Genomic DNA, 13,098 nt, shown 5'->3' with positions numbered 1-13,098 from the left:
GTTACCGCACACAAGGGGTGCAGATGTGCATGGGCGCTTCTGAACGGTTGACAGCACCCGGGCCTGACGTGGTTAATCGCAGGGCAAGCCATTAGTACGCTGTTGTTCCCTCCAATAATTAGTCTGGAGCTTCAGATGTCTGCGCCACACGATGCTGTGTCTTCTGCTGTCTCGCCCGCGTTGTCGCTCGAAGCGCTGACGCAGTTGCTCGAAAAGGTTTTCCTGCGCCACGGAACGTCCGCGCCTGTCGCACGTTCGCTGGCGGCCAACTGCGCCGGGGCTGAACGTGACGGCGCCCACAGTCATGGCGTATTTCGCATCCCCGGTTATGTCTCGACACTCAAGAGCGGTTGGGTCAACGGTCAGGCCGTGCCACTGGTCGAGGATGTGGCGTCCGGTTTCGTGCGGGTCGATGCCGGCAACGGCTTTGCGCAACCGGCGCTTGCGGCGGCCCGCCCGCTATTAGTGGAAAAGGCACGCAACGCCGGGATCGCGGTGTTGGCGATTCGTAATTCCCATCACTTTGCCGCGCTGTGGCCGGACGTCGAACCTTTTGCCGAAGAAGGCCTGGTGGCGCTCAGCGTGGTCAACAGCATGACCTGCGTGGTGCCGCACGGCGCCGACCGGCCGCTGTTCGGCACCAATCCGATCGCATTCGCTGCCCCACGAGCCGGCGGCGCACCGATCGTCTTCGACCTGGCAACCAGCGCCATTGCGCATGGTGATGTGCAGATCGCCGCGCGCAAGGGCGAGCGCTTGCCTCCGGGTATGGGCGTGGACGGCCTCGGCCAGCCAAGCTGCGATCCGAAAGCCATTCTTGAGGGCGGGGCGTTGCTGCCGTTCGGCGGCCACAAGGGCTCGGCGCTGTCGATGATGGTGGAATTGCTCGCCGCGGCGTTGACCGGGGGCAATTTTTCCTTCGAGTTCGACTGGTCGAACCATCCGGGCGCACGGACGCCATGGACTGGTCAGTTGCTGATTGTCATCGATCCGAGCAAAGCCGCCGGGCAGGACTTCGCCGCGCGCAGTCAGGAACTGGTGCGACAGATGCACGGCGTCGGTTTGAAGCGTTTGCCGGGCGACCGTCGCCATTGGCAGCGCGCGCGCTCGCTGGCCGAAGGCATTGCGCTGGATGAGCAAACCTTGGCGCAGCTGCGCGAACTGGCGGGGGATTGAACGCATTGCAGGCATGAAAAAGGCGAGCCACAGGGCTCGCCTTTTTCTTGTCTGTTACATGCTCGCGATGTTTCAACGACGACCGAGCAACAACCCGACCACGAGGCCGAAGCCTGCGGAAATTGCCACGGTTTGCCATGGATGACCGCCAATGTAGCTCTCGGTTGCGTCGACGGCCGGCTTGGTGCGATCGCGTACGCTGGAGACCGAATCCAGCGCTTGCTGCAGTTTCAGGGCGATTTGCCCGCGCAGGGTTTCCGCTTCTTCACCGACCAGCGATGCGCTGCTCTTGAGCAGTTTGTCCGACTCTTCGATCAGAGCCTGAAGTTCGCTGAAGGCCTGATCCTTGATTTGGTCTTCGGCGGCTTGAACGGCGGATTTCCGGGCCATTGGGTGACTCCTTGCAGGTGAATGGACAGTGATCAATGGAGTGTGGCGCTGCGTAAAAAGTTGCACTGAATTTAGGTCAGGAATAAAAACCTGCGCAGGAGATTTCCGTCGAGCGTGTAAGATGTCGCCATTTTACGCAGCAGGATAATTCCCCATGAGTTTCAATCTGGCCGACAAATCCCTCGCAGAGCGCGCGGCGCTGGAAGACGAGAAATCCCGTCTGTTCGAACTCTGGCAGAACAATCTGGGCAAAGCCAAAGGTGAGGCTGCGCGGTTGTTCGGCGAGCGCGGCAAGCGTAAAGGCAAGTGGGCCGAGTGGGTGCGTGCGGAGCTGGACGGCATGTCGCCGCCGGAGTTTGCCAATATGGTGCGCAGTGAAGTCAACCGGCTGATGGCGGCGAACAAGTAAGGTTTTTTACCTGAAGCTGGCGGCGATCGCCTCACGCACTTTGACCACCACAGGATCGATCTGCGTACTGGTCCGCCAACCCAGTTCGATCGGGTAGCGCGGCAAATCCAGCGGGCAGGGCAGCAGTGTCAGGCCGCTGAGCGCAGCGATACGCTCGGCGGCGTGCGTCGGGATCGTCGCCACAGCCTGACTGCCGATGAGCAGGTAGGGCAACGCCGCGAAATGCGTGGTCGAGGCGCATACCCGGCGGCTTAGGCCCAGCGCCGCGAGGCCTTCATCGGTGATGCCGATAAAGCCGCCGGACGACACCAGCAGGTGTTCGCGCGCGACAAACTCCTCCAGCGTAATGTGCTGCTGGCCCGGTGCAAGGCTTGCCGGATCGACCAGACAGGCATAACCGCCTTCCCCCAAGACCTGCCGACTGAGCAGGCGTTCGGCAAAGCCGCCAGCGGTGATCGCCAGGTCAATACTGCGCTCCATCAGCGCCCGCGCGACGATCTGGCTGTGGGTCTGCCGGAAGATCAGCCGCAGTTTCGGCGCACTGCGGGCGATTTCTTCGATCAAGCGTCGGCCGTAGGCAATTTCAAAATCATCCGACAGGCCGACCGTCACCGAACGGCCTTCGTACTGATTGGCCGCCGGGTCGACCATGGCCAGGCTTTGCCGGCATTTGTCCAGCGCCTCGCTGACCACCGGTTTCAGTTGATTGGCCTTGAGTGTCGGCGCCAAGCCACGGCCGGTACGCACGAACAACTGATCGCCATAGACCTCGCGCAATCGACGCAACGCCGCGCTGACCGCCGATTGAGTCACGTTCAGACGCAGGGCCGCGCGGCTTGCGCTCGATTCCTCGTGCAGGGCTTCGAAGACTTTCAGCAGATTGAGGTCGACGTTGGCGATATTCATTTGGCTCATATCATTCAGCAGTGATCGGGGCTTTATTCATGATCCCTTGGCGCCGGAGAATCAGCAACCTCTGAACCTGATGGAGTGATCGCGATGCCCAAGTCAATTGTTGCTGCCCTGCAGATCGGCGCCTTGCCCGGCGGCAAAGGCGAAACCCTGGAACAAATTCTCGCTTGGGAAAACGCAATCATCGAAGCCGGCGCGGCGCTGGTGGTGATGCCGGAAGCCGTGCTCGGCGGTTATCCGAAAGGCGAAAGTTTCGGCACGCAATTGGGCTATCGACTGCCTGAGGGGCGTGAGGCCTATGCGCGTTACTTCGCCAATGCCATCGATGTGCCGGGCGCGGAAACCGCAGCGCTGGCCGGTTTGTCCGCACGCACTGGCGCCAATCTGGTGATCGGAGTCATCGAGCGGGCAGGCAGCACCTTGTATTGCACGGTGCTGTATTTCGACCCGCAAGCCGGATTGCTCGGCAAACACCGCAAATTGATGCCAACCGGCACCGAACGACTGATCTGGGGCAAGGGCGACGGCTCGACCTTGCCGGTGCTCGACAGCCAGGTCGGCAAACTTGGCGCGGTGGTCTGCTGGGAAAACATGATGCCGTTGCTGCGCACGGCGATGTACGCCAAAGGTATTGAAGTGTGGTGTGCGCCGACTGTGGATGAGCGCGAGATGTGGCAAGTCAGCATGCGGCACATTGCACATGAAGGGCGCTGCTTTGTGGTCAGTGCGTGCCAGGTGCAGGCATCGCCAAACGAGTTGGGGCTGGAGATAGCCAATTGGCCGGCGGATCGGCCATTGATTGCTGGCGGCAGCGTGATCGTCGGGCCGATGGGCGATGTGCTGGCAGGACCGTTGCGCGGCGAGGCCGGACTGTTGACCGCCGAGATCGACACCGATGAACTGGTGCGGGCGCGGTATGACTACGACGTGGTGGGGCACTATGCGCGGCCGGACGTGTTCGAGTTAACTGTGGATGAGCGCGCGAAACCCGGCGTACGCTTCAACACCTGATCGCCAACCCGCACCACCCTGTAGGAGCTGCCGCAGGCTGCGATCTTTTGATCTTGATTGTAAAAACAGGATCAAAAGATCGCAGCCTGCGGCAGCTCAGGGTGAGGGTTTAGCGGCGATGCAGCCGCAGGGGTAGGGTTTAGCGGCGATGCAGCCATTCTTGGGGAGACTGCGGCATGTTTACCAGGTCGCGGCAGTCGCCTTGGGCAGGCTCAGGGTGCCGCTGTCGACAAAACGCATGGTGCCGAACACGCCACCGGCGAGTTTGCCGCGTAGCACGTATGGCAGGTTATCGAGGGTTTGCGTCTGGCTCAGGCCGAGTGTCTGGCGCAGTACCGAGAACGCCGAAACGCTGACCGGGACGCTGACGATGGTTTCCGAGAAACGCCCGATCGAGCCGCCCTGGTCGCTGACACCGGATGCCAGTGAATGACCGTTGACCTCCAGATCCAGGGCAATGCCGGTGTAGTCGATCGCGGTTTCATTAGGGTTCTGCACACGAATCTTGATCGCGAAACGCACTTCCAGATCCTGGCTCGGCAGGGGTTCGAGCCCGACTACGTTGATGTTCACCGGATCACGATCGGGAAACAGCGCGCAGGCGCTGAGCGACAACAGCAGTACTGACAGAATGACGGCGTGGAGGCGGCGCATAAACGGTCTCTCAACTAAAAAGGGCTGAACCGTTGCCGGTGCAGCCCTTTCTAAACAGGCTGGACGTTAACGGTTCAACTGTGCGACAGCCGCCGGTCGGGCAGGTTCAGCTTTGGCCGGCATCTCCGGGTTTTCCATGACCTGAAGAATAGAAGCTTCCGGATCGAAATCGTCTTCTTCCAGCTCGATGAATTCTTCCGGCAGGAAGATGTTCAGCACGATAGCGCACAACGCACCGACGGTGATCGGCGATTCGAAAATGTTGCGTAGCGCTTGCGGCAGCTCACGCAGGACTTCCGGTACCGCCGCAATGCCCAGGCCCATGCCCAGCGAAATGGCGACGATGAGCATGTTGCGTCGATGCAGACCGGCCTCCGCGAGGATCTTGATACCGGCGACGGCGACGGTGCCGAACATCACCAGTTCGGCGCCACCGAGCACCGGTTTTGGCATCAGTTGCAACACCGCACCGATCATTGGGAACAGGCCCAGCAGCACCAACAGGCCGGCGATGAAGAAGGCGACGTAGCGGCTGGCCACACCGGTTAGCTGAATCACGCCGTTGTTCTGCGCGAAGGTCACCATTGGCATGCTGTTGAACACGGCCGCCATGGCCGAGTTGAGACCGTCTGCAAGCAGGCCGGACTTGATGCGGCGAATGTACAGCGGGCCTTTGACCGGTTGCCGCGAGATCATCGAGTTGGCCGTCAGGTCGCCCGCAGCCTCCAGCGGCGACACGAGGAAAATCACCGCAACCGGGACGAAGGCTACCCAGTCGAAATTGAAACCGTATTTGAACGGCACCGGCACGCTGACCAGCGGCACCTCGGGCATCGAGGCGAAATCCACGGTGCCCATCATCCAGGCGACCACGTAACCGAGGGTCAGGCCTATAACGATTGCGCCCAGGCGCAGGAACGGCACGTCGACGCGGTTCAGCACCACAATCGTGCCAATCACCAGTGCGGCGAGAAACAGATGACCGGATGCACCGAGATCCGCTGCGCCAAAACCGCCGGCAATGTCGGTCATCGCCACTTTGATCAGCGACAGGCCCATCAAGGTGATGATGGTGCCGGTCACCACCGGGGTGATCAGCATGCGCAGTTTGCCGATGAATTGGCTGAGCACCACTTCGATGAAGGCGGCGAAGAAGCACACACCGAAGATTGTCGAAAGAATCTCATCGGTACCGCCGCCACGGGCCTTGACCATGAAGCCGGCGCTGAGAATCACGCTGATAAAGGAAAAACTGGTGCCTTGCAGGCACAGCAACCCCGAACCGACCGGGCCGAAACGTTTGGCCTGAACGAACGTGCCGAGGCCGGAGACGAACAGCGCCATACTGATCAGGTAGGGGATTTCGCTGTGCAGGCCGAGGGCGCCGCCCATGATCAGGGTCGGGGTGATGATGCCGACGAAGCTGGCCAATACGTGTTGCAGCGCGGCAAACACGGTGGCAGTCAGGTGCGGACGGTCGTTGAGGCCGTAGATCAGATCGTTGTTGCGCGGGACTTTTTCAGAGGCGGTCATGGTGATTTGCGCGCCGCGAGGCGGGGCCGGGTCAGAAAATGGAGGCGCAGGATGCCGGAAGAGGGCAGCGAGGGCAACGAGCAATAATTGCCTGAAAGGTCAGGTTTTATTGGGGTGAGGAGCTGAACCGATTCTGTAGGAGCTGCCGAAGGCTGCGATCTTTTGATTTTGTTTTTTTGGATCAAGATCAAAAGATCGCAGCCTCCGGCAGCTCCTACACAGGTTTGAAGGCAGCCAATAAGTCCTGTTCGAAGGCTTTTTGCGCGTCACCCGGCACCTGCGCCCGATGCCGGGCCAGATGAAACGCCACCTCGAAACTCAACTCACCCTCACGCACCGGCCGCAGCAGACCTTTCGCCTGCCAGCTGCGCGCATAGTGATCAGGCAGGTAGCCGACGTGTCTGCCGGAGAGAATAAACGCCAGCGTGCCCTCGACCTGCTCCGAGCGCGCCGAACACAGCTTGCCCTGAAACGGCTCGTCGCTGCGCAGGAAGCGATACGGATGATCAACCCGGTCGCACGCCTGCAACGCTTCATCGCTGGGCGCTGCGTCGGTAAACAGTGGATGCCCCGGCGCGCAATACAAATGCTGGGTCTCACTGAACAACTGGCGATAGTCGAACGCGCTTTGCACCTGCGAAAAATAACCGATGGCCAGGTCGAGTCGCTGTTGCAGAAGCAGGCGCTCCATCTCGCCGGGCATCGCGCTGATCAACTCGATACGGACCGACTCGTCACGCTCGCGAAATCGCCGGATCGCCTCGGCGACGCGTTGCAATACCGATGGCTCGACCGCCTCGGAAATGCCCAGGCGCACTTCGCCGATCAGACGCCCGGCCACGCCGTTGGATTGATGGCGGAATATTTCGATCGATTCAAACAGGCTGCGCGCCGCCAGCAGCAACTGCTCGCCCTTCGGCGTGACGCTGAAACCAGCCTTGCCACGGCTGCACAAACGATAGCCGAGACGGGTTTCGAGTTTGGCCATTTGCTGGCTGATGCTCGATTGGCTCAGGCCCAGATCACCCTGCGCCGCACTAAAGCCACCGGACTCGACCACGCGGACAAACAGGCGCAACAACTGCAAATCAACATCGTGGAGCTGACCGAGCATCACATTACTCCGGGGTAAAGTCAGGATAATTATTCAGCTATTTTTCTAATGTATGCGACGGCGCATTCTGCCACCACTTCCTTCGGTCAGGTGTTCGTCATGGCTCCCGTGTTCAAGCTGTGTTTCCCCGCGCTGTTGTTGTCCGTGGTCATCAATGCTCAGGCCGAGGACAAAACCCTCAATCTCTATAGCTGGGCCGATTACGTGCCGCCGCAAACCTTGCAGCGTTTCGAGCAGGAAACCGGCATTCACGTGCGTTACGACACCTTTGACACCTCCGAGGTACTGGAAACCAAACTGCTCACTGGCGGCAGCGGTTACGACGTGGTGGTGCCGTCGTCCAGTGTGCTGGCGCGCGGTTTGGCGGCGGGGGCCTTGAAGGAAATCCCTCATGAGGGACTCAAGGGCTACGCCAATCTGGATCCGGACTTGCTGGAAAAACTCGCCGCCGTCGATCCCGGCAACCGTTATGGCGTGCCGTACACCTGGGGCACTTTGGGCCTGGGCATGAATGTTGAAGCAGTGAAGCAGCGTCTGCCCGATGTGCCGCTGAACAGCCTTGATCTGCTGTTCAAGCCCGAATACGCCAGCAAGCTCAAGGACTGCGGGATTGCGATTCTCGATTCGCCGCAAGAGGTCATCGGCCTCGCGCTGCACTACCTCGGCAAAGATCCCTATAGCACCGACAAGAACGATCTCGCCGCCGCCGAAGCGTTGTTGCAGAAACTCCAGCCGTCGGTGCTCTACGTCGCCACCGGGCGACAGATCAATGATCTGGCCAGCGGCAACGTGTGCCTGGCGCTGACCTACAACGGTGACGCGAGCATGGCCGCCGATCAGGCGCGCAAGGCCAACAAGCCGTTCGAAGTGGCGTATCGCATTCCAAGGGAAGGCACGCTGATCTGGCAGGACAATCTGGCGATTCCCAAGGACGCGCCACACCTCGAGGCCGCGCGGGCGTTCATCGAATTCATGTTGCGCGCCGATTCGGTGGCCGAGCTGACCAATACGCTGTTTTTTGCCACCGCCAACCAGGCCGCGACACCGCTGGTGGATGAGGCGGTGCGCAACGATCCGGACATCTACCCACCGGCCGAGGTGCGCGACCGGCTCTACGCGGACCGCAGCATGAGCCTCAAGGACATGCGTCAGCGCACCCGTCTGTGGACCACTTTCCGTAGCCATCAATAACCAAAGGAGCGCGCCGAGATGGACGTGCCAATGCAAAACGATCAGGCGATGACGCGCGACAGCCTCTACGGCACTGCCGCCGAAAGCACCTACGCCGGCATTACCAGTTTCATGCGCCGTCGCTACAGCCGCGATTTGCGCGGAGTCGACGTGGCCGTCAGCGGCGTGCCGTTCGACACCGCCACCAGCAATCGTCCGGGTGCACGCTTCGGGCCACGCGGGATTCGCGCGGCGTCCACCGGGATTGCCTGGGAGCGCCACTGGCCGTGGGCGTTCGATCCGTTCGATCATCTGGCGGTGGTCGATTACGGCGATTGCGACTTCGATTACGGTTCGCCGCAGACCATCCCGGAGAGCATCGAGGCGCATGCCGGGCGGATTCTTGAATCCGGTAGCGCCATGCTCACCTTTGGCGGCGACCACTTCATCAGTTACCCGCTGCTCAAGGCCCATGCGCGCAAACATGGCACGCTGTCACTGATCCATTTCGATGCGCACAGCGACACCTGGCCGGACGAGGAGGGCAAACGTGTCGATCACGGCACCATGTTCTGGCATGCCGCGCGGGAAGGGCTGGTTGATCCGGCGCGCTCAGTGCAGATCGGCCTGCGCACCACCAATGATGATCACATGGGCTTTCAGGTGCTCGATGCGCGACAAGTGCACCGGCGTGGCTGCGAGGCGATTGTCGAAGCGATTCGCGCGCGGGTCGGCGATAACCCGGTGTACCTGACTTTCGATATCGACTGCCTCGATCCGGCCTTTGCGCCTGGCACCGGTACGCCGGTATGCGGCGGCTTGAGCACGGTGCAGGCGCTGGAAATTCTCGGTGGCTTGCGTGGGATCAACCTGGTCGGCATGGACGTCGTCGAAGTCGCTCCGGCCTACGATCACGCCGACGTCACCTCGCTGGCCGCCGCCACCCTGGCCATGGAAATGCTCTGCCTTTATGCAGCCAGGCACAAAGTCGACCTCTAACACTCAGCGCATACCCCTGTAGGAGTGAGCCTGCTCGCGATAGCGCCGGATCAGCCAGCACATGTTCTACTGACCCGTCGCCCTCGCGAGCAAATCTCTGCCGCCTCACGCCACTGGAATCTTTGGCAAATCCAGCATCGAAGAAGCGGTATAACGCGGTGCCGAGCTGACAATCGTCTCGTGCGGCACACCCGCCGGCACGCTGCTGATGCCGTCAAGCCGGGCCAGTTGCGCGTCGCTCAACTGCACATCGAGTGCACCCAGGGTTGCATCGAATTGTTCGCGGGTGCGGGAGCCGAGGATCGGGATCAGTGCGGTGCTTGAACGTTTGGCTTTTTCCCGGAGCCAGGCAATGGCGACGTGGGTCGGGCTGGTGTCGAGTTCGACTGCGACAGCAAGCAGGGTGTCGAGGAGGGCGGTTTCCCGGGCGCTCTTTTCGGCATGCACCAGCATGCCCAGTTTGGCCGCGCGGTTGTTGTCGTCGCTGTTGCGATATTTTCCGGTGAGGAAGCCGCCGCCCAGTGGTGACCAGAGCGTGGCCGCCAAACCGAGAGCTTCCGCCATGGGCAGCAACTCGCGCTCGGCGCTGCGTTCGGCCAGGCTGTATTCGACCTGAATCGCGGCAATCGGCGCGAACCCGCGTATCTCCGCGAGCAGGTCGGCGCGGGCTATGCGCCATGCCGGGAAATTCGACAGTCCGGCGTAGTGAATTTTCCCAGCACGAACCAGGTCATCAAAGCCGCGCAGGATTTCTTCCATCGGCGTCACGCCATCGCTGATATGGGCCCAGAACAGATCGATGTGATCGGTGTTCAGGCGTTTCAGACTCTCTTCGACGGCGCGCACCATGTTTTTACGGCTGTTGCCGGTGTGTGAAATACCGTCTGCCGGTGTAGTCCCCATGCTGTATTTAGTGGCGATCACCAGACGATCACGTTCCGTGGCAATGAATTCGCTGAGCATCGATTCCGATTGCCCGCCCTGATAGCCATTAGCGGTATCAATGAAGTTGCCCCCGGCCTCGAGATAGCCATCAAAGATGCGCTTGGCTTCATCGCGCTCGGCGCCGTGACCCCAACCGGTGCCGAAGTTGCCCGCGCCGAGCGCCAGTTCCGAAACGCGCAAGCCGGTTTTACGACCAAAAACCTTATAATGCATAGCGACGTCCTCGATGAAAAACGGTTTGAAAATTACGAGTGAAATATGACGCCAATATGATGCTGGTAATATTCACTGTCAAGACGCTTGTCGCTCAACGGTCAGTCCCGGAAGTTCGGCACAGTTGCGCTATACATTCCGATCCAACGAGCAGGGGGAAAATCGCGCGGCTGGATACCTCCCGGTGAGCATCGTGGCATACTGCCGCGCATGACTTTCGACTCTCCCCTCAGCGCCTGGCAGCATGCCATCGAGCACAAGGGCTTCATCCAGGATGAAGCCCAGGAGCACGCCGTCTGGGCGTTGCAAAAATGCCACGAAGCCTTGCATGCCGGTGCCCGCTCGGTCAGCGGTGTGTATTTGTGGGGGCCGGTCGGGCGCGGCAAGACCTGGCTGATGGATCAGTTCTATCAGACCCTGCGGGTGCCGGCGCGGCGTCAACACTTTCATCATTTCATGGGCTGGGTGCACCAACGCTCATTCCAGTTGACCGGCATCGCCGATCCATTGCGGGCGCTGGCCAAGGAGCTGGCGGCTGAAGTGCGAGTGCTGTGTTTCGATGAACTGTTCGTCAACGACATCGGCGACGCGATCATTCTTGGCCGCTTGTTTCAGGTGATGTTCGACGAAGGCGTCGTCGTGGTCTGCACCTCGAATCTGCCGCCGGACGAGCTGTACGCCGATGGTTTCAATCGCGACCGCTTTACCCCGGCAATCGCGGCAATCAAGGCGCATATGCAAGTTGTTGCGGTCAATGGCGCCGAGGATCATCGTTTGCATCCGGGGGCCATCGAGCAACGCTTCTTTGTCGCCGCGCCGGACTCGCCCAGCGCCCTGGATGAGGTATTCCGGACGCTGACACAAGGGCAGGCCTCCAGCTGCGAACCAGTGCCGGTCGGCCATCGGACACTCAACGTGGTGCGGGCCAGTGAATCGGTGCTGTGGTGTCGCTACGCTGATCTGTGCGAACAACCCTTTGCCGCCATGGATTTCATCGCGCTGTGCGATACCTACCGGGCTATCCTGATGAGCGACGTGCCCAATCTCAGCGCGCAGAAACGCGAGGGGCGGATTGCTCGCGGCACTGAAGACGGTGCTGAGCGTGTGATCGCCGGGGATCGCGAGCTGCCGCAGTTGTCAGTGCACGACGATGGCGTGCGCCGGTTCATTGCGCTGGTCGATGAGTGCTACGACCGCAAGGTGCCGCTGTACATCGAGGCACAAGTGCCGATGCCTGCGCTGTATACCGAGGGTTATCTGGAATTCCCGTTCCGCCGCACCCTCAGTCGTTTGCAGGAGATGCAGTTGCAGCGCTTTGCCGAAGCTTGAGTGAAGAGGGCGCAGACATGACCCAGCCGCTATCCCATCATCTGCTGACCATGGCCTATCAAAATGCCTGGGCCAATCATCGCCTGGCCAAGGCCTGGACGCAGCTCGATGACGCTGAGCTGGCAGCGCAACGGGTGAGTTTCTTCCCCAGCATTCGCTTGACCCTCAATCATGTTCTGACCTGCGACTGGTTCTACGTTGACGCACTGGAACGGGAACTGCGTGGTGACGAACCGCATCCTGACTGCTACGTGTTTTTCAATCTGGACGAGCCGTTCATCGAGGCCAGTCCGTTGCGCGCAGAGCAGGCCCATGTCGATCGACGGCTGATCGCCTATTGCGAGCAGTTGCGCGATGACAGCCTGGGACGGATCGTCACCATCGCCCGCGACACGCCGCAACACGACAGCCGTCTGCGCATGCTCTCGCATCTGTTCGAGCACCAGATCCATCATCGTGGCCAGGTGCACGCGATGCTCAGTGATACGCGGGTGCAACCGCCGCAACTGGACGAGTTCTTCTGCGCGGGGGAGGCTGGGTTGCGGGCTGCGGATTTCGCTGAATTGGGATGGACGGAAGAGTTGATCTGGGGGCATTGATAGATCAAGAGATCGCAGCCTTCGGCGGCTCCTGCATGGGAATTGCCCCTCCAGGGTTGTCGCCACGGCTGGCGGCGCGCTAAGGTCGAGCTGCCTTTCAGTGCGCACTTTGCGCGCCGGGGTATTTGTGTGTTCGGGGATGGAAATGGATTCCGCAGAGATTCTTGTGCTTCAAGCCAGCTATAGCAATCCGGTGCACGCCGAGGCCATTGGCGTGGTGCTCAATCACTATGCCGAAGATCCCATGGGGGGCGGCCAGCCGATCGACCCTGAATTGCTGCGCCGGGTGCCCGAAGAACTGGCTCGCCGACCGTATGCCTTCAGCGTGCTGGCATTCGTGGGGGGTGAACCGGCGGGGCTGGTGAACTGCTTTGAAGGTTTTTCGACGTTTGCCTGCAAGCCGCTGGTCAACGTGCATGACGTGGCAGTGGTGAGCAAGTTTCGCGGGCTTGGGCTGAGCCAGAAGATGCTCCGTAAGGTCGAGGAGATTGCCCGTCAGCGCGGCTGCTGCAAGATCACCCTGGAAGTCCTCGAAGGTAACGACGTGGCACAGAACGCCTACCGCAAATTCGGCTTCGCCCCGGGCATGTTCAACCCGGATCACGGGCAGATGCTGTTCTGGATCAAGAATCTGCAGGCATAAA

The 13,098-nt window shown here is 60.8% G+C and carries 14 protein-coding genes; 8 read left to right on the top strand and 6 right to left on the bottom strand.

All coding sequences use genetic code 11. From position 1 onward, the window contains the following. The first annotated feature begins 135 nt into the window (after positions 1-135). Positions 136-1,176: an Ldh family oxidoreductase gene (locus QOL84_RS06215; protein WP_283436588.1), complete on the top strand. Its 1,041-nt coding sequence runs from the start codon at positions 136-138 to the stop codon at positions 1,174-1,176. A gap of 72 nt (positions 1,177-1,248) precedes the next feature. Here QOL84_RS06215 and QOL84_RS06210 read toward each other — a convergent pair whose 3' ends face one another. Further along, the gene (locus QOL84_RS06210) at positions 1,249-1,566 is read right to left on the bottom strand and encodes an ElaB/YgaM/YqjD family protein (RefSeq protein WP_016982860.1); all 318 of its coding nucleotides are present in this window, start codon (positions 1,564-1,566) and stop codon (positions 1,249-1,251) included. A gap of 154 nt (positions 1,567-1,720) precedes the next feature. Here QOL84_RS06210 and QOL84_RS06205 point away from each other — a divergent pair, with 154 nt between their 5' ends. Next, positions 1,721-1,975 carry a hypothetical protein gene (locus QOL84_RS06205; RefSeq protein ID WP_007917411.1) on the top strand — a complete coding sequence of 85 codons (255 nt, stop codon included), beginning with the start codon at positions 1,721-1,723 and terminating at the stop codon, positions 1,973-1,975. Positions 1,976-1,981: 6 nt separating this feature from the next. On the opposite strand, the gene QOL84_RS06200 is transcribed toward QOL84_RS06205, so the two are convergent. Next, positions 1,982-2,890, bottom strand: a complete 909-nt coding sequence (locus tag QOL84_RS06200; protein ID WP_283436587.1) for a LysR family transcriptional regulator — start codon at positions 2,888-2,890, stop codon at positions 1,982-1,984. Between the two features lie 84 nt (positions 2,891-2,974). Here QOL84_RS06200 and QOL84_RS06195 point away from each other — a divergent pair, with 84 nt between their 5' ends. Beyond that, positions 2,975-3,898: a carbon-nitrogen hydrolase family protein gene (locus QOL84_RS06195; RefSeq protein ID WP_283436586.1), complete on the top strand. Its 924-nt coding sequence runs from the start codon at positions 2,975-2,977 to the stop codon at positions 3,896-3,898. 180 nt (positions 3,899-4,078) lie between these two features. On the opposite strand, the gene QOL84_RS06190 is transcribed toward QOL84_RS06195, so the two are convergent. From QOL84_RS06190 to QOL84_RS06180, 3 genes are all read right to left on the bottom strand, one after another. Next, positions 4,079-4,552 (bottom strand): LEA/WHy family protein, encoded by a 474-nt coding sequence (locus tag QOL84_RS06190; RefSeq protein ID WP_129393566.1) that lies wholly within the window; start codon positions 4,550-4,552, stop codon positions 4,079-4,081. A gap of 66 nt (positions 4,553-4,618) precedes the next feature. Beyond that, the gene (locus tag QOL84_RS06185) at positions 4,619-6,085 is read right to left on the bottom strand and encodes a nucleobase:cation symporter-2 family protein (protein WP_283436585.1); all 1,467 of its coding nucleotides are present in this window, start codon (positions 6,083-6,085) and stop codon (positions 4,619-4,621) included. A gap of 214 nt (positions 6,086-6,299) precedes the next feature. Then, positions 6,300-7,199 carry a LysR family transcriptional regulator gene (locus QOL84_RS06180; protein WP_283436584.1) on the bottom strand — a complete coding sequence of 300 codons (900 nt, stop codon included), beginning with the start codon at positions 7,197-7,199 and terminating at the stop codon, positions 6,300-6,302. A gap of 99 nt (positions 7,200-7,298) precedes the next feature. Between QOL84_RS06180 and QOL84_RS06175 the strand changes: the two genes are divergently transcribed. Together QOL84_RS06175 and speB are read left to right on the top strand one after the other, a co-directional pair. Continuing rightward, positions 7,299-8,390, top strand: a complete 1,092-nt coding sequence (locus QOL84_RS06175) for a polyamine ABC transporter substrate-binding protein (protein ID WP_283436583.1) — start codon at positions 7,299-7,301, stop codon at positions 8,388-8,390. 18 nt (positions 8,391-8,408) lie between these two features. Beyond that, the gene (speB, locus tag QOL84_RS06170; RefSeq protein WP_283436582.1) at positions 8,409-9,368 is read left to right on the top strand and encodes an agmatinase; all 960 of its coding nucleotides are present in this window, start codon (positions 8,409-8,411) and stop codon (positions 9,366-9,368) included. Positions 9,369-9,473: 105 nt separating this feature from the next. On the opposite strand, the gene QOL84_RS06165 is transcribed toward speB, so the two are convergent. Then, positions 9,474-10,526, bottom strand: a complete 1,053-nt coding sequence (locus QOL84_RS06165; protein WP_283436581.1) for an aldo/keto reductase — start codon at positions 10,524-10,526, stop codon at positions 9,474-9,476. Between the two features lie 210 nt (positions 10,527-10,736). On the opposite strand from QOL84_RS06165, the gene zapE reads away from it, so the two are divergent. From zapE to QOL84_RS06150, 3 genes are all read left to right on the top strand, one after another. Then, positions 10,737-11,855 (top strand): cell division protein ZapE, encoded by a 1,119-nt coding sequence (gene zapE, locus QOL84_RS06160; protein WP_283436580.1) that lies wholly within the window; start codon positions 10,737-10,739, stop codon positions 11,853-11,855. Between the two features lie 17 nt (positions 11,856-11,872). After that, on the top strand, positions 11,873-12,454 hold the full coding sequence (locus tag QOL84_RS06155; protein ID WP_283436579.1) for a DinB family protein: 582 nt from the start codon (positions 11,873-11,875) through the stop codon (positions 12,452-12,454). 145 nt (positions 12,455-12,599) lie between these two features. Next, entirely contained in the window at positions 12,600-13,097 is a 498-nt protein-coding gene (locus QOL84_RS06150; protein WP_129393580.1) for a GNAT family N-acetyltransferase, read from the top strand. Position 13,098: the final 1 nt, after the last annotated feature.

The sequence above is a fragment of the Pseudomonas helmanticensis genome (genome assembly GCF_900182985.1).
GTDB classification, from domain to species: Bacteria; Pseudomonadota; Gammaproteobacteria; order Pseudomonadales; family Pseudomonadaceae; genus Aquipseudomonas; species Aquipseudomonas helmanticensis.
Note: the sequence above shows the minus strand (reverse complement) of the source record. Positions and strands in the feature narration are given on the sequence as shown.